Origin of the sequence: Pelosinus baikalensis, from assembly GCF_020819555.1 — a bacterium.
GTDB lineage: Bacteria > Bacillota > Negativicutes > DSM-13327 > DSM-13327 > Pelosinus > Pelosinus baikalensis.
Genome location: NZ_JAJHJB010000010.1, coordinates 18,932 through 35,760 on the forward strand (window position 1 = coordinate 18,932; position 16,829 = coordinate 35,760).

23 protein-coding genes are annotated in these 16,829 nt (G+C 36.8%); 1 reads left to right on the plus strand and 22 read right to left on the minus strand.

Features of this window, described 5'->3' with window-relative positions; translation table 11 throughout:
- Positions 1-13 precede the first annotated feature (13 nt).
- The 10 genes from LMF89_RS09180 to LMF89_RS09220 all read right to left on the minus strand — a co-directional run bounded on the left by LMF89_RS09180 (position 14) and on the right by LMF89_RS09220 (position 6,883).
- Positions 14-733, minus strand: coding sequence for a head maturation protease, ClpP-related (locus LMF89_RS09180; RefSeq protein WP_229534799.1), 720 nt, complete (start codon positions 731-733; stop codon positions 14-16).
- Positions 730-1,902, minus strand: a complete 1,173-nt coding sequence (locus LMF89_RS09185) for a phage portal protein (protein ID WP_229534800.1) — start codon at positions 1,900-1,902, stop codon at positions 730-732. The genes LMF89_RS09180 and LMF89_RS09185 overlap by 4 nt, the downstream gene beginning before the upstream one ends.
- 16 nt (positions 1,903-1,918) lie before the next feature.
- Positions 1,919-3,586: a terminase large subunit domain-containing protein gene (locus LMF89_RS09190; RefSeq protein WP_229534801.1), complete on the minus strand. Its 1,668-nt coding sequence runs from the start codon at positions 3,584-3,586 to the stop codon at positions 1,919-1,921.
- Complete coding sequence (locus LMF89_RS09195; RefSeq protein WP_229534802.1) at positions 3,570-3,881, minus strand: P27 family phage terminase small subunit; 312 nt, start codon at positions 3,879-3,881, stop codon at positions 3,570-3,572. The genes LMF89_RS09190 and LMF89_RS09195 overlap by 17 nt, the downstream gene beginning before the upstream one ends.
- Positions 3,882-4,063: 182 nt before the next feature.
- On the minus strand, positions 4,064-4,237 hold the full coding sequence (locus LMF89_RS09200; protein WP_229534803.1) for a hypothetical protein: 174 nt from the start codon (positions 4,235-4,237) through the stop codon (positions 4,064-4,066).
- Positions 4,238-4,427: 190 nt separating this feature from the next.
- Complete coding sequence (locus tag LMF89_RS26200; protein ID WP_369412572.1) at positions 4,428-4,715, minus strand: HNH endonuclease; 288 nt, start codon at positions 4,713-4,715, stop codon at positions 4,428-4,430.
- Positions 4,696-4,911 (minus strand): hypothetical protein, encoded by a 216-nt coding sequence (locus LMF89_RS09205; protein ID WP_229534804.1) that lies wholly within the window; start codon positions 4,909-4,911, stop codon positions 4,696-4,698. Before LMF89_RS09205 ends, LMF89_RS26200 begins: the two co-directional genes overlap by 20 nt.
- Positions 4,912-4,915: 4 nt before the next feature.
- Entirely contained in the window at positions 4,916-5,443 is a 528-nt protein-coding gene (locus LMF89_RS09210) for a hypothetical protein (protein ID WP_229534805.1), read from the minus strand.
- Positions 5,444-6,039: 596 nt separating this feature from the next.
- On the minus strand, positions 6,040-6,621 hold the full coding sequence (locus LMF89_RS09215) for a hypothetical protein (RefSeq protein WP_229534806.1): 582 nt from the start codon (positions 6,619-6,621) through the stop codon (positions 6,040-6,042).
- 55 nt (positions 6,622-6,676) lie between these two features.
- A complete protein-coding gene (locus LMF89_RS09220; protein ID WP_229534807.1) occupies positions 6,677-6,883 on the minus strand; it encodes a helix-turn-helix domain-containing protein in 207 nt (68 codons plus the stop codon).
- 620 nt (positions 6,884-7,503) lie between these two features.
- On the opposite strand from LMF89_RS09220, the gene LMF89_RS09225 reads away from it, so the two are divergent.
- On the plus strand, positions 7,504-7,923 hold the full coding sequence (locus LMF89_RS09225; RefSeq protein WP_229534808.1) for a beta/gamma crystallin-related protein: 420 nt from the start codon (positions 7,504-7,506) through the stop codon (positions 7,921-7,923).
- A gap of 53 nt (positions 7,924-7,976) precedes the next feature.
- Here LMF89_RS09225 and LMF89_RS09230 read toward each other — a convergent pair whose 3' ends face one another.
- From LMF89_RS09230 to LMF89_RS09285, 12 genes are all read right to left on the minus strand, one after another.
- A complete protein-coding gene (locus LMF89_RS09230) occupies positions 7,977-8,276 on the minus strand; it encodes a hypothetical protein (RefSeq protein WP_229534809.1) in 300 nt (99 codons plus the stop codon).
- A gap of 106 nt (positions 8,277-8,382) precedes the next feature.
- A complete protein-coding gene (locus LMF89_RS09235) occupies positions 8,383-9,450 on the minus strand; it encodes a nucleoid-associated protein (protein ID WP_229534810.1) in 1,068 nt (355 codons plus the stop codon).
- 19 nt (positions 9,451-9,469) lie between these two features.
- Positions 9,470-9,829, minus strand: coding sequence for a YoqU family phage-derived protein (locus LMF89_RS09240; protein WP_229534811.1), 360 nt, complete (start codon positions 9,827-9,829; stop codon positions 9,470-9,472).
- 34 nt (positions 9,830-9,863) lie between these two features.
- Positions 9,864-10,256, minus strand: coding sequence for a single-stranded DNA-binding protein (locus tag LMF89_RS09245; RefSeq protein ID WP_229534812.1), 393 nt, complete (start codon positions 10,254-10,256; stop codon positions 9,864-9,866).
- Positions 10,249-10,929, minus strand: a complete 681-nt coding sequence (locus LMF89_RS09250) for a hypothetical protein (protein ID WP_229534813.1) — start codon at positions 10,927-10,929, stop codon at positions 10,249-10,251. Before LMF89_RS09250 ends, LMF89_RS09245 begins: the two co-directional genes overlap by 8 nt.
- 16 nt (positions 10,930-10,945) lie before the next feature.
- A complete protein-coding gene (locus LMF89_RS09255) occupies positions 10,946-11,650 on the minus strand; it encodes an ATP-binding protein (protein WP_229534814.1) in 705 nt (234 codons plus the stop codon).
- Positions 11,634-12,458, minus strand: a complete 825-nt coding sequence (locus tag LMF89_RS09260; RefSeq protein WP_229534815.1) for a phage replisome organizer N-terminal domain-containing protein — start codon at positions 12,456-12,458, stop codon at positions 11,634-11,636. Before LMF89_RS09260 ends, LMF89_RS09255 begins: the two co-directional genes overlap by 17 nt.
- Positions 12,459-12,484: 26 nt before the next feature.
- A complete protein-coding gene (locus LMF89_RS09265) occupies positions 12,485-12,718 on the minus strand; it encodes a hypothetical protein (protein WP_229534816.1) in 234 nt (77 codons plus the stop codon).
- 171 nt (positions 12,719-12,889) lie between these two features.
- Positions 12,890-13,477, minus strand: a complete 588-nt coding sequence (locus tag LMF89_RS09270; protein ID WP_229534817.1) for an ERCC4 domain-containing protein — start codon at positions 13,475-13,477, stop codon at positions 12,890-12,892.
- Positions 13,478-13,490: 13 nt separating this feature from the next.
- On the minus strand, positions 13,491-14,273 hold the full coding sequence (locus LMF89_RS09275; RefSeq protein WP_229534818.1) for a PD-(D/E)XK nuclease-like domain-containing protein: 783 nt from the start codon (positions 14,271-14,273) through the stop codon (positions 13,491-13,493).
- Positions 14,260-15,108: a hypothetical protein gene (locus LMF89_RS09280; RefSeq protein WP_229534819.1), complete on the minus strand. Its 849-nt coding sequence runs from the start codon at positions 15,106-15,108 to the stop codon at positions 14,260-14,262. Before LMF89_RS09280 ends, LMF89_RS09275 begins: the two co-directional genes overlap by 14 nt.
- Positions 15,105-16,751: an AAA family ATPase gene (locus tag LMF89_RS09285; protein WP_229534820.1), complete on the minus strand. Its 1,647-nt coding sequence runs from the start codon at positions 16,749-16,751 to the stop codon at positions 15,105-15,107. Before LMF89_RS09285 ends, LMF89_RS09280 begins: the two co-directional genes overlap by 4 nt.
- Positions 16,752-16,829 lie beyond the last annotated feature (78 nt).

Consider the following 16,829-nt stretch of genomic DNA (forward strand, 5'->3'; position numbering starts at 1 on the left):
TTCCCCCGTTTTTTTATTTTTTAAAGGCATTAAAAATAGACGGCTTTTTACCGTCTTCCTTAGGAACTTTATTGTATTTTGCAAAAAGAGAAGTTTTAATATTATTTTGAGGTGGTTCCTCTTCTTGCTTATCTTCGATGATTTCAGTACACAAGCCAAAAGCCAAGCACTCAGCGGCTGTTAGGTAACTTTCGTCGGCTAATAGTTTTGTTAGCTCGTCCTCAGTACCAACAAACCTGCTCATATAACTTGCCTTAACTGCCGCATCTATTTTATCAAGATCGTCAGCGGTTTTTCGTAATGCTGCAGCATTGCCAGATGCAATGGTCCAAGCATTATGAATCATCTGCATACTGTTGTTAAACATATATACGTTCTTACCAGCAGTCGCAAGTAAGCTAGCTCCACTTCCCGCCATAGCATCAATGTAAATATTAATATCGGCATCATGTTGTTTAAGTAAATTACAAATTGCAATAGACTCGAAAACGTCACCACCAGGAGAGTTAATATGTATGTTTACGGTTTTACCTTTTAGGCTTTCAAGGCTTTTCCTAACCCCATTCGCAGATATACATGATCCTTCATCATCCCACCAATATGATTGACGGATACTGCCATATAAAAATAAATCTGCGGTATCGGTAGTCTCGTTTTTAACCTCTAGCCTTATTTCAACCTTAGGAATTTCCTTAGTAGCGAATAACTGTAGATCAAATTTATTTTCCCTCAATTAGTTTCACCCCCTTTCCCTACTTGATCACCCTTAATTGCATCCGTTACGGGAGTATAGTTTTTAGTCATCCACCTTGCCCTACTTTCTACAGTATTTAGCGGCTCCATGCCAAGCATTAACAAGCAATCATCAATGCAGTACGCTCCAATTCTCACAAGTATGTCCATAGCATTAGCAACGTCTTTAATATCTACGGCTTTAATTCTTGTCGTGTCTAGCTTCATGTATGTTTTTTGCAGGAATAGCGTTTTACCGTATAATTTACGGTTTACTTCATCAGCAATTAATTCTGCCAGTGGATTAATAGAGAACGTCAAAAAATTATTTAATGCTTTGTCCGTATCCGCCACATTCCCACGTAATAAAGTAGGTGGGATCTGAAAGGCTATGGACACAAATTCAAACACATCATCAATAAAGGCTTTTGCGTCCCTACCTTCTGCCCCGCCCTTTACGCCAATATTACTACTTAATTCTGTATACTTCATTTCATTAGATAACGGAAGCACCGCGCCACCTTCTGCATCAAAGAATCGTTTGAACTTAACATTTAAAAGGTCATGCAAAGCTTTTTGCGCTGCTTCTGTTTGTGGATACTTGGTCGGTATATCTAACGTCCCACGCCTTGCATTATTTTTCTTGTATTGCATCTGGCTTGCTGCTATCAGTTTTGAATATGACGCATATAAACCATCAACAACATTATTAATTTTTTCATTGTGTAGCTCAAAATGGAAAACCTCTGATTCTACACGACTACCAGTTAACCCCAAGTCGCCAACAACAATATTGTTATACACATTTTCTTTAAAGGCGAACTCAGTAATGCCAAAACTATCTGCAACGTAGAACATTCCGCCCTGCTGTATCACTAAACACTCATTTTCATAGACAAGCTTATGTATTACATCCCGCCAGAACTTACTAGCTGATTTATTTTGATTGGGCTCCACATTGAAGAGGTAATAATTGTTTTTTCGAACATCTTTACCCTTTTCAAAAGTAAGAAACTCGCCACGTGATACTGTATTCGCAATCAAATTAACACAAGATTGTACTGCTAGTTCCTTGTAAAAAACCTCGCTGGCAAGTTCGCCCAAGTAAATATCTAACTGCAGGGTTCCGTCAGTTGAAAACAACCCTGAAAACCAACTCATAAGACTCATTTAATCACCTCGCTTTCTAGTAAGTATAAACATCGTAGGTTATGATATCGCCCTGCACCTCAACAAGCTCAGAATCAAGCGACAAGGCATGAATTAAGCCGAAAAAGCCGTCTGTTTTACGGGTTTTCGGCTCTATTTTTAAGTATGTTACATTGCCTTTCTTGTCCATCTCTTGGCACGTGTTATTTATATACCAACGCATGGTAATATTATCACCTAAGATTAGGTTTTCTTCTGTAAACATTAATTCGATTAACGAGGAAAGTTTAGCATGTGTAATTGGCCCGCTCCTAACTTCCGTTAACGGCAAACCAACTTCGGTAAATTTCTCCTCTAAAATGCTTTTACGGTACGAATCACAAGCAATGTTTTTAATGTGATACTTTTTAGCCTGTTCCAAAAACCAATCTGCTAACATTTGCGGAGTAATTGGTTTAATTTGACCGTCCGGGCCATTTTCGACAATTGTTATTAACCCTTTATCAACTGCCTCTTGAATCGGGAATTTAATAGGTCTGCTTTCAATTTGCAGCGACCTTCTACAAACAAAGCTATGCTCAATGCAGATTCTTTTCCCCTTGTGTTTAAACATTAATCCAACACTAGCAAAGTCTGTTATCCTGGCATAGTCAATCCAACCAATGCATTGAAGCCCTTGCAACTCGTCATAAGGTATTGGCTTATTGGTGGCTAATATTTTTTCCCATGGTGTGACCACTAGAAAATTATCTTGCGCCGGATGGTTCATACGTTTGGTCATAAACTCAATTGCTATAGTCGGTTGGTATTGCATTTTTATAAAATCGTCGTCCATTTCGCTTTTCAGTATAGGAAAATACGCCAGCGAAGGATTAGCTTTATGCCACATGTCAGGGTTTTGAGCTTCTTCCTTTTTATCAATTCGGTAAATCAATGGGAGCAAGCGCAAATTTTTAATCTTACCCTGCAGAATCTTTTCAGCCATTTCCAATTGAGCATCCAAAACGCCGCCCCTTACATAACCATTTGTTGTTATGTAGAAAGTACGCGAATGTTTTTTCTTACCGAAACCAGATGTGAAAACCCTGATAGTATCATCTGTTTCATAGCCGTGTATTTCATCAAAAATTAAACATCCAGGACGACCACCATCTTTCGTGTCGGCATTGGATGTATTGTAGCGAATATATGATTTTGTTTTTAGATTGATAATTTTTTCTTTAGATTTATAAAAAAACTTTTTAGACTTAGCCCACGTTCTTTCTAAAACATTATACACGTCTTCAAATGAGGTCATTGCCTGTTTTTCACTATTAGCAACAATGTCAATATTATATTCCCTTACACCGTGATAATGCGTCGTTAGATACCACGCCAGCAACGAGATAAAGCCATTCTTCCCGTTTCCCCTGCCCATGACAATTAGAAATTCACTGAATACTACCATGTCCGTAGACTTGTAATAACAGTGAATTAAGGCTATTATGAAAAGTTCCCAATCAACTAGCTTTGTTTCAAAGTATCGTTCAGTAAGCTCGACTGCTTTCTCGATCATATCAGCTTTAATTACTACATCAGGATTATTGAGCTTTTCTTTTACGTAAATCATGGCTAGGAGGATATCTTTTGATGCAATTACTTTCCTGGTAGTGATTGCGTCCATATAATCATCTATGAACGGATGATATTTACATTTCCTCATCATCTTTAATCACTTCTGCTTTAGATGCCTTTAACCCTAATTCATTTAAAATTTTCAACATCTGAGCGTTAGTTTTATTCAACTCGCCTATTGAGTCGTTTTTCTTAAATCCTCCTTGACCGCCGCCATTGCTCCATTCTATAGACACGCCTCTAGATTCAATATCTCTAATAAGCTTGTTTTTTATCTCCCACAAAGACATATAATCTTCAACAACATCAAGGAAGTGATTACCATAAACCCCATTGCGCTCTAGCTGGTCAATAAGGTCTTTTTTAATATCAGCCTTTTTCGCCACGCCATCACCCCCACCCCTCACGCAATATTTTAAAAAAATCTCTTTTGTCTTGCCCATCCCCGGTTCCTAGCAAATCAGCCTAAAATCATTTTTCTGACCCGGGGGTATACTACCATCTTTCTTATTAATTCGCATAAGAAAAACCACCTGCATCTTTTACAAGTGGTTCAATTACAATTTATTTAGTTGCATAATAATTTACGTAACTCATCAGCACTATATTTAGGTAACTTATTACTTGCTTCTTGGATCAATCTTCTTCTTGTTGCTTGAAGTTCTTCTGTGTCCATTTCTTTATACTGCGACATGTCAGCCTTAATATCATTTAAACAACGAATCACTGTTTCTAGTTCCATAAAGGCAACCTCGCGAGCCGCTTTAGTTTGACATTCTAATAAATATCTACGATCTGTCATACATATGCATTTTTGAAAATGGGTCAATAATTTTTGGTATTGGGAGATAGTTGAGTAATCACATCATCAACTCCTATACTTTATACCTTTTACATTATACTATAAATTCCACTCACTTAGCATAACTCATTTACCACTTTTCCTCACTAACAACTCGCTTCACCACATCATTATTATGCAATTTCTCAGGATGTAAAATATTATGGCAAATATCACAAACAGATAGTAAATTACTATCAACCAATGCCAAGTCTGGCCTGTCCTTCAAGAATTTAATGTGATGCACACAGTCAGCCTTACTATATCTACCATTACTCTTGCACCTTTGGCACTCGTTGTTGTCACGCTTTAATATCTCTTTGCGCTTTGATCTCCAAATAGTTGAGCGATAAAAAGTGTTATAGTTGATCGTCTTCAAAGGTCATAAAAGAAACATTATTTCTATTTATAATATGTTCTTGCTCGCTCTTCCTGTTACCGAAAGAACTATGAGCGGTTACAAAAGCTGTTTGTTCATTACCAAGTGTAAACCATCGGTATATTTTCTTTTGTTCGGCTTTGTCAGTTACAAATAACACAGCACCATTAAAAACAATTACTAACTTATCTCCCACTTCATCACTTCCTCATATTATCAATCATAAACCTTTCCCTCACCCACCCAGGCAACACCCCATCTAACTGCTTTCTAAATATCAAATATAAGCTCAATGGAATTCTATTCCCGCTAAAGAAATAAATAGGATTGATGTAGTATTGAGTCTCAATTCCGTTATCGGTCTTGATATCAACCTTTGCCATCAACCCAAGATCAATCATTTTTTTGAGGAATGAATATGTTTGCCGCTGCTTTAACTCAATCGCTTTTGCAATCATAACTACATCATACGGCTTGGCTCCACCGCTGCCACGATAACCCAACATATTAGTGTTAGACCACATATGTTTAGATAATATAGAGATATTCGCAATATCCATCTTGCTCATTTCTTTAGGATAAGGCACATCAATAAACGACTTTGCAAATGACTTCCTAGCCCAGAATAAATAACCCTTATCATCATCAAAAGCAGACGATATATGTCTCACGTTATCAGCCATTACCTGTCCAGTTTTATTGTCAATTACCTGTTTGCGCTCTAACATATATCACCTCATTTTTCATTGCAATCTCATAACATTTCAAAGCCTTAAAATGAGCAAAAATTGCAAAACAATAAAATATCTATAACCCCTCTAATTACAAGGAGTTGAAGCTATTTTTATTTCACAAATCATGCAGAGATGTAATGTATATACACTACATGTTTACATGATTAGCCGAAAATCGCTCACTTAAACACCCTAATCACCCTACTATTACCGTAAAATGGCTTATGCACAATTACAGTTTCGTTGTTAATGCCATTGATCTTGCAATCCTTATGCCCAACACTATAAATACACACATCACAAAGGACAATCAATTCCCTCACCCAAGGCAAATTTACATCTCTTATAAACTCTTCACACGCTTTCACATCGCTTTCACCCCTTCCTTTATTACTTAAGCCCATAAAAACAGCAACTACCAACCGCAAGGAGAAAACGGTTAAAGGTAGTTGCCATTTTTAGAGGCTTAAAATTAGGCATAAAGAAAAGGCCGCCAATGATTTTGACGACCTTAAAATTACTATTAAATTTGTAAAAACCCCTTGAGGTTCACGTGTACATTTTTATGATAATCTACTTTTGTCAAATTGTCAACACTTTTTACCGTTTTTGAGATCTTCAGGTATCGTATATCCATTTTTTGCATCTTTATCTAATAAATTTTCAAATGCTTGAGCAAGATTATCAAGTTCCGCTTTTTCCATAAACCATTTATTCCCATAATAATCCTCAACAAAAATATTATTAATTTTTAAACGCTTTGCGGGATTAACCATATGACGAGGCGTTATTTTTTCCCCAGTGTTTATGTCGCTAGATCCAATCAACTGCATTTGAAACAATCCCTTGTCGGTATCTAAGCAAATTCTTTTTATAACTACCATCTGCCCAACATTTAGAATGCAAACTTCAATGCTATAACCTTGCAATGTTTTTTCTCTAATTAAAGACGAAAAAGGCTTTTCAATATTTTTAATTACAAGCTTGGCAGAGCTTTTGCCAAAACACCAGTCTTTTAGTTTTATAAAAGCTCCTGGGCCGAAAAAGAAACTAAACACTGCAACTAAAAAGGCTAATGTTGATTTAACCTCATTATTTGAATTAATTAAAATCCATGCAAGTCCCAAAATAATCATAGTCGTAGAAAGGTAGAATATAAATTTTTTCATCATTATCTTAAATCCCCTTCATTGCAACCGTGTTAATTAATTTTTATAAATTGGCAACTCAAGTTTTAATGTGTACCATCACATCTGACTTTAAAAACAACTTATCTCGCTGTGTTTGCTTGACAGGAATTAGTTTATTCCCCTTGACCATTTTGTCAATATTTTGGCGAGAACAATTTAATATAGCAGCTGCTTCCATAGTTGTTATAATATTATCACTAATAAATAACTTTAATTCTTCATCGGATTTAAATTGATATTTCATCTATTATTTATCCTCCTAACTGCATAGAATACTAAATAGGAGATGATCAAACCACCAGCAATCCATGACAAATCCGTCATTTCATGAAAATTCGTTGAAGCTAACCAAAGTACAAAGATAAACACCATACCCCAGTCAATAAACTTGCTTTTACTTTTCATGTTTGTTACAATATGATTAATAGGTGGGGGACGTTACCGTCCCCTGTGGTTAGCGCTTTCTTTGCTTGCGAGGCTGAGAGCGCTTTTTCTTTTGCCTAGTGATTTCTTTATACCACTTATAGGCGGTATATCCGATAATTACTAGGTTTTTTGCTGTGTCCACCCATTCAATCACATTGGTTTTGCACCTCCTTTCTATGTCTTAATTATACCATTATAGTTGCTCTACGTCAACCAAAAGTAAATGCATTGTTATTACAATGATCAAACAAGTTTTTAAATATTATCCTTCGTGCAACGTATATCACAGTACTTATAAAGACAAACTATGAATAAATCAATCATTGCATTGCTGCCTAAAACTAGGATCACAAGATAGTGTTTTCATAAGACTATGTACGTTATATTCTTTGAAAAAATATGAGATGATTGAAACCAATTTAGAAAAGAGGCTACTTTATGGACACTTTAAAATCAGAACTTAGTACGCTTAATGGTTGTATTGTCGATCTAGAATCAAAAATAGGAGGAACCATTGAACTAGTTAAAGCGTCAGTGAAAATCTCTGATAGTCAAGATCCTCCAATAATACCAGTACAAACACAAGTTCTACGTTTTCCAGAAATAACAATATATGAGCATATAGACTATGGTGGAGCTAACGCACGAACAAATCTCAACTGGTATTATGTAGGTGGTTTTTGGAATGACAAAATATCGTCTATGGTAATTAGCAGTGGTGTATGGCAATTTTTCCAACACGCGCATTATCAAGGGGCTTATTGGGTGCTTGGGCCAGGCTACTACAGATGGGTTGAGGCAGCAAATATCCCCAACGACATAATTTCTTCGTTTAAGTGCATCCAATTAACCCAATAATATGTTGGAAAGAGAGAGAGCCGTCTATCATTAAGATAGACGGCTCTTTTTGTTTAGTAATATCTCTTCGGCCCTAACTCCGTTGCTAATCTAGAACATGTTTTTTTCTTCATAGCCTCTTTCTTCGATTTCCCCACAGAATCACCGCCCCCATGCACCTTTACCCCCTCTGGCAAGCTGCACGACCTATATTGTTGCTGCTGTTGCCATGACTTTATGAAAGTATTATCCCCTGTGTCATTTACATGTAGTTCCGCGCCGCACTCAGGGCAACGAAAGAAGCTATTTACTAGGTTCATTGCTGTTGTTTCTCCATGTATAGCGCAAATCCCGCAATTTATTTGTTTAGCCATATATTCCTCCTAATTTAACTAAATGGTATTACGTTTCTCCAGAATAGAAGTTCACACGTTGTCCTATGTGCAAGATAGTAGCAGCCATTGTTGCAACTCCCTTTTTCTACTCTTCTTCGTTGAAATAGACTTTGTAAAAATTCATGCCCTTTTCTTCATCAAAACCACGCTCAATGTGTTGCATATTCCCATCTTCCGAACTAGAATTTTTCACTTTAATTTCAAAATCAGTATCCAATTTGATCAAGCTTTTAATCTTTCTCTTTATTGTTTTTACGGCAGGTGTAGAAATGCTAAACTGTTCTACGCTCTGGATACCTTGGTTTAGATCATAATTTTGCTTATGTTCTTTGAATTGTTCGATAATCTCAGGCTCTTTCAGTACATCTTGTACAAAATCTTCAAGCTGGAATTCACTATGTTTATCAAAATAAGCTACTGCTTCATTGATAAATGCGACCTGATCCTTTTTATCAGCTTGGTAAACCGTGCCGTAAATATTTTCAGCAAAATCCTTGCATATCTGTAAATGTCTCTCTGTGTGAAAATAACTATCTTGTACGTTGATTAATTGTAAAAAATCATCTTTCCAGTACAAGGCTTGATTGCCCCCTTTATTGACTGCATCCACAATTGCCACTCGATAACCGTCCTCAGAATTTACATTAAAAACAATGCAACCTTTATCTAACTTTTTAACGTCAATGCATTTTTCACTACCTACCATAAACTCATTGGCATACTTGGTAATTTTCAGGTATGTTTCCTTTTTCTCTGTCTTAAAAATCCCAACTGCATCCGTCCTTTGATCATTTATAATGCAGTCCTTGAAGTAAGCCATATAGAATTCCCCGCCTCTAATTTGAGGATGTGAAGACTTTTCGTATAAGTGTTTTAAAATATTAATGGAATGATCGTAAAAAGTTTCAGGCTTGATGAAAATATCACTCACACGCATATATAGCTCATTTAAATGGACGTCCGTTTCATTGAAGAACTTATAAAGTGAATTATCTTTGAAAGAGGTTAGAAAGTATTTTAATAACAACTCTTCTACATTGCCGTCTTTCATTTCGTAAACAGCGGGAGAGGTATGAATCCCTTCATCCCGCAATTTATTACCTACTTGATGAATAACTAATTTATCTAAATTTGCACTAGTAAAATCAAACATTAGTGTCACTCTCCAATTTTCATTTTAAATATCCGATATTTTTAGCAAACTCCCTAATTAAATTCATGTCTTCTTGCGGGTATCCCCAATAAGGAACGTACAACCCCGAATATTCTAACTGCTCTCCATCAATGATGAATGCTCTAAATTCTTTAATCAATTCCCATAAAGTACTGCCGCCGTTAAACTTACCATCTCTTTCTCCATAAGGGTAAATTGTTTCATTATTGTAAGTGTCTATATATCTCGGTTTGCCATTAATTAATTCAAATCTACAGATACCATTTCTTTTTAAAAAGAAATTACGACCACATGAAGCAACTTTCTCAATAAGTTTGTTTATTGTTTCTACCCTTTCCGCTCGCTTATTATCGCGCATAATATCGCTCCTTATTATTAATTATCAGAATATTCTAAAAGGGAATCTCTTCTTCGGGGAAGACCTCTGTACCGAACTTATCCATGGGACTGCCATCGTCTGCCGCCCTATTACTGGCAGGATTCTTACTATCAAGAAACTCAATGTTTTGCGCCACTATATCAGCCTGTCTGCGCTTTACTCCGTCCTTCTCATAGTCCCTAATCTGTAAACGTCCCTCGACTAATATCCTGCGGCCCTTACCCAAGTTATTGCCTACCACTTCGGCTAGTTTGTCCCATGCTACTATTGGCACAAAGTCAGTTTTCTTGTTGTCACCATACCCGCTATCTATTGCTATATTGAAAGAGGCTACCGCCTTGCCTGCTTGCGTATAGCGTATTTCAGGATCACGGGTTAACCTTCCGACTCCTATAAATTTATTCATCTTCATCACCATAGCCATACTCAAGATTAACGTCATCTTCATCAATAATTAGTTTTGCGCCACTTGCATATATCTTAAATAAAGTTTCATCAAGTCCATAAAGACCGCCCATAATTACGCTGTTTTTTAATTCTTTGTTCCCGATTTTTACAGAAGTAACTTTGCCGTCCTTGCTAACGGAAAGCCTGTATTTACATTCATATTCACTTTGCCCGTCTTCTTCATCAAAGGAAATGAACGTTAAAATTCTCCTGTCAGAGTCAATATGGAATGATATTTCTTCTCCGTTATGGTCACCATATTCATTAGATTCTTCCTTCATTTTCTTTATCAGTTCAGATAATTTATATTCTTTCTTTACATCACCAAGCATTGCATCAAGTGCTTGCTGTATTTTTTCTACCCCTTGAATAGTAACTGCTTCATCCAACTTTTCTTTGACAGCGTTTAAAACCATGACATTATAACCAGCAAGATTAAGCTCATTTAGATTAATCTTTAACTGGCTTTCAATTTCTTTCTTGAGGTTCTTGCCAAAGTCGCTATAGCTCCTGAATAAATCATCAACAATACTTTCAATCGTGCTTTTTAGTTGCTTCTCCACCACTTTCTGAACAAATCCATCCTGTTGAATTTTTGCTAAACTTTCGTTAACTAATTTATTTAAATCCATTTTTATCTACCATCCTTTAATTTTTTATTCTTCGGTCTTCCCCGTCCATTTCGAATATGGTGCATAGCCCATTGAGCCTGGAAAAGATTGCGCCTCCGTGATTTTCGCCGAAACGTTGTTCAATAATATCCCGATACTCAATATTGTAATTAGAAGTAAAGATCGTAGTTTTGTTATTAATAAGCCTGTAGTCGATAATGTCATATATACGTTGGGGCCACCATTCAGATTTACAACCATATTTACCAACGTCCTGAATTATCAATACCGCAACGCCTTTCCACTTGCCCATTAGCGCATATTCACACTCGCCTGATTTATCACTAAATGTCTCTTGTATCTCATTTGCCATATCAACCTCACGCTTTACCAACGTGCGTATACCTTCGTCCAGCAGCATATTGGCAATAGCATTGGCGGTATAACTCTTTCCTGTGCCATTCTCGCGACTCCAAATATAAAGCCATTCGGCGCGATTCCACTTGTTTTGCAGGTAATTGTAAGGCCCCTTATTGTAACTGTCGATTTTTGCCTTTTGAAAAGTTTCCGTAATATCCTTGCCGATCAATCCGCTTTCAGATAGCATTTTTGCTTTTACCTGCTGCTTACGACATTCGCTAGTTAGATATTTGATGCGATTGCCCTCATAATCGTTATACACGCCATCTACGCAATTCTCACAATGCTGTATAGAGTGTGGACAATCAGTCTTCCCACTCACTAGCTTTTCGGCTACGTGTTGGCGTGGAGGGTTTCGTAATATTTGTTGCCTTAGCCTTTCTAGTGGATTGCTGATACGCTCCAACCTTTGAACCTCCCTCAACTTGGTTTAAATATCCGTCAAACTTAGTGCCAAACAAGGTAATGGGCCTTATGTATTTCGCTTGCTCCGTTCCGGCCCACTCTTTATATTTCTTATCAATAACAGTTTTAAAATCATCAAAGCCGTACCCTTCCTTCCATCTAGCGCGAATGCATTCTTTATGCTTATCAGTGGCCCTAAATTTAGTACTAGCTTTCTGGTTTAGATAATCAATAATATCCTGACAAGGTATTACTTCTTTATCTATTTCTTTATCTATTTCTTTATCTGTTGCGTTACTTGGCGTTACCTCTTCCGTTACTGTAACGTTACATTGTAACTGTTTTATTTCGCGATATTTAGCCACCCTTAACCTTGTTTGCTCCCTTATTTTATCTAGGGCTTCAATATTTTGGTGCTTCTCCCAATTTGATATAAACAACCTTCCGCTATCATCAAAATCAATCATTTCTAGGTCTTTAAAAGTTCTAAGTGCTAACTTTATTACGTTTAATGGTTTCTTGAATTTGTTAGATAGCATATCTTCGCTATAAGGAATATTTTCTGTAAGGAAGATAAAGCCGCCAGCATTGTTTTTACCTGCCATTGTGAGCAATCTAACCCACACTACAATTAATGAATCTCCTTCTGGCAAACTACTGATAAAATCAATTTTTTCATCATCGAACATATCCGTGGTTATCTTTATCCACTTGATTTCTGCCATAGTTTCACCGCCTACTAACTGCTAAATTATCTACGTCTACGAGGTATCTTACTTCTAACCCCTTCAATATCAACGAACCGCTGTATAATATTAAAAACTTCCTTCGGTTCTTGGTTTGCTTTTAAAGAATCTTGCATTTGCAACAATTTATCATTTTTACCAGCATCGATCAGCGCATAATAAGCCAACGCCCATATATCACCGACAAACTTTATTGATAATTCTTTATTCCAATTTATGGAAGGTTTTTTATTTATCACCCACTCACTTTATCAACTCCTATGTATAATTTTTCGTGAATTGGGTATGCTCATATTGTGGAGTCTAGGGGTTCTGAGGCCCCTAAAATCTCCGTATATTCTGGGCAACTCGTTACTTTATCGCACTCACCGCAAGTCTTAAGACACTCTCCGTAATACTTGCAATACTCTTTATGATTCTGGCAGGTTGGGCAGAGGCATGGTTGCTGGTTCATGCGACATAGCTCCTTCTTTCAGCTTCTCGCGCAAGAAGTAATAAAACTGTCTGCACATATGGCCCGCAATTTCCTCTTTACTTATAAACTCAATATGTATCTTGTATCTCATTTTGAAAGCTGCCAACGTTGCCAAGAATGATTTTTTGTCATACTGCGTCTTATAATCCTCGCTTAAAATCTTGTCATAGCTGCCGCCCTCAATTAGCAAGGTGAAAAACTCACATTTATTTCTGAGTAATTCAGATTCAAATTGTTGGCGACCAGTTGTAAGATTTGAAGATATTTCTTCAAGAGAATTTTTGCGTTCAAAGGCTATTTCATCCGTATAATAAATATCTACTGGTATATTGAGGTCTTTATTTGCAGGTAAGAATATAGAGTAGTCACCTGCATCAAGCTTTTGCTTCTTAAAAGGAACTTTTGCCTTAGTTAAATAGTTTGTAATATGCTGATTTACGTTTTCGCGAGTGTCTATAATTACGGTCATAGACTTTAGCAATGTTTTCATTTCCGAATCAGTGAATTTACGTTTTCCTAGCATGTTGTACCTCCAATTACAAATCCGTCCAGAAAATAGCTTCCGTTATCTTTTTAGTACTTAGACAATAATCACACTTACCGCACCGGGCAGGCTCTGTATTACCACCTTTAACTAAAATCAAGCGCGGCATATATGAGCTTACTTCTTGTAAAACTTCCGGTATAAACTCACGGCCCATGTAAATAATCTCTTTATCAGGCACTGATTGCTTGTCTACGGCGATAATATGAGGGTGGTAATAGTAATCTAAGCCTTTATTAATTCTCACAACCTCGGCGTACACAGCCATTTGAATATCATACCTGTAATTCTTAATGAAATTTACCTTCTGCCTTGTTTCCTCATCCCAATATTTTTCACGAATGGAACGTGCGGTTTTAATGTCATTGAAATATTCTAATTCATCATTTATTATGTCTACAGCGATTTTCCATTTAGCTCCAAACAATTCAGCCGTATAGATTAATTCTTTTTCACCTTCGCGCATTCGTTCGATAAATTTATCATTCTTTAAGGTATTTATCATTTGGTCTGCTGCAATAAAATCAGCGTACATTTCACCGTTTTTCTTATAAATACTACTGTAATTTTTACTGATAAATTCTTGCAAATCACCGCTATTCCAAGCGTGTACATAGCTGCCTATCAAGAATGCTTTTTTATCTTCTTTCTGCCAATCACCATTCAGTAATGCCATTTGTTTTGCTTCACACGCTAAAAAGCTTTTTACCTGACTGACAGAGAAATACTCCCTGTCAGCTTCTAGTGAGAAATAATTTTCGCTATTTAATTGCATCTTTTAACACCTCATCATCAGTCATTTTAAAGGGGGATTCTTCGCTGGCTGGTTTAGGCTTTGTTAAGTTAAAAACGTCTTCACGCTTTGCCATACCATCCTTCAAGGAGTTAAAAACCTTGCCAAGCCTTATTACATCATTTTCACTAAATGCCGTATCAGCGCACCCTATATACTTTTCTAGCATTTCCTTTGAAACTTGGAACTTCTCTTCAAAGGTAACAATCATTTTTCTAATGCGGTCATTTAATGGTTCTGCATTGCCGGTCTTTAAAGTAGCTCTACATTGATCAATGGCAGCCTCCACAATATCGCCAGGAATGATTCCAAGGATGCAAGCACGAACACGCCTTGAACCGTTATTTGCAACAAGTTCATATATATCCCTAGGATCATCAAGAGAATTCATCTTACCTTTTGCTTTACGTTCATGCCTTACAGCAAACACTTTAGTCTGCCGTGTATTTGTTTCTAAATCCCAAGCGTAAGCCATCATAGTACTTTCGCCGTTGCGCTGTTCTAATTCAATAACACCATAATCCAAGTTGCCCCAATTTCTGGCCAAAGTTTCCGCTAGTCTGATTGATGGTCCAACAACTTTCTGCCCACCTCTAGGAAACTCATATTCGGCTTGTTCAGCTAGAGATTTTCTTTTGCAAGACTGAATTATTCTTGAATACGCTTCATTTTCATCACGTGGAAAGCGTTTAGCGACTACCATTGCCGCCTGTACTTCCTGGGCCTGTCTACTAATTGCCGCCTCTGTATTTACAGGCTTTAAATTGGAACTACTGTTAATTGTTGCAGGGGATTCATATGTAAAATCAGCCATCATAAACTCTCCTTGATTTCAAATTCTCCGCTTTCGGTATCCTTAGTAATTGTCACAAACGCTTGAATGTCGTTATCTTCACAAATGTCGGCAATTTTATCTTGTTCGGTTTTGTTGAGTTTTTCAAACCCATCTAAAAATATAATCCGCATCTCACCCATACGCTGCAAGGCGATCTTAAATGCAGCCTCTAATTTTTCGCCATCAGATAGACCGTCCAGTAAAGTTCCGTTAATTCTAATCATTGAGTTTTCGTCTACTGAAATACCATCAATTGGCAATTTATGCTGTTTTAATAGCTCGGCAGGTTTATTTCTAGCGACGTTGATAAGATTGGTTAAGGTGTCACTATAGGCTTTTTTAGTGGCTAATTTACCATCTCGAATATCTAACATACGATCCCATTCTCTAAGATAACTTTGCATATTTGCCACTTTATCAGCTTCAACCTGTAGCGGTTCAATATCGGTTACTTGATGGTTTTTTAACCATTCAGTCGCTGTCCCAACTCGCAAATTTTCTTTTTCAATTGCAGATTCCGTTGCAGTATCTTCGGCTTTCAGTTCTTGTTTTTCAAGATCCGAAAGTGAAGTTATTTCCTGTTCTTTAGCGGCTATTCTTTGATTTTGTTGACTAATAATTTCTTGCTGTTCGGTGTTTTCTTTGTTAATTTCTTTAACTAGCTGTATGCCTAAGTTGGCGTATTTTTCTTTAATTGCGGCAATTTCGTCATTCATCTTAGTGGTTAAATTATGCTGCTCGATTGTTAATTTACTGGTAGAAGAATCGATTGTATTTTGCGCTTTTTCAATCTTGTTTTTTGACAAATCAATAATGTCTTTCAGATCCTGCCGTTGTTCGGTAAACTTCATTTGTATTTTAGACTTAGCACCTTCGGCAGTAGTTTTAAGAGATTCAATTTTATCGGTAATTCCCGTCTGTAGCCGTTCAGCTTCGGCAATGAGGTTATTAGTCTTTTGAGCCTCGGCAACCTTATTGTAATAATCTTGGACTTTTAACACTTTCCACTCTTCGCCATTGTAATTAGCTGGCAATGCTGCCTCGATATTCTTTACATCTATTTCTAAGGATTTAATTTCTCGATTTACTTCCTCGCGTTCTTTATACTTGGCACTTTCAATATCTCTCAGAATTTGCAATAGGTGCTTAGATGTATTAATATTGCTTAAAACGTCTACATCTTCACCAAACCAGCCGTTTATCTCTTTGTCTGAATACTGCATTTTAATCATGCTAAGGATGATTTTAGTCTGTTCTTGTGGACTCATATCAATAAAATCAAGCGGTCTGAATATATCTCCAGATACATATTTCCGCAATTCAGATTCAGTCGATTTTATCCCTTGACCTTCTTGGCGTAATTTTAAGTAATCGGCTTTATTGTCGCGGATTCGTCTATCAATCTCTAATCCAGTGTCAGTTTTGACAAATATAGTAGCTTCGTCACTACCATGCCTTATAACCTCAGTACGCCGCTTAGTGTTACTTACAGCCGTTTCAACTGCTTCTAATGCGCTAGACTTTCCACTACCTTTCGGGCCTATAAAAACAGTCAAATTACCCGGGTTATACCTCAATATATCAATACCAATAAATTTATTAATTTCAATTGCATTTATCTTCATTTGCTTTTTATCTCCTTTATGAGTTATAATTTTAGTAATCTGATTTCATATGTTCCCGAAGAAGTCCGTCTGCAAACG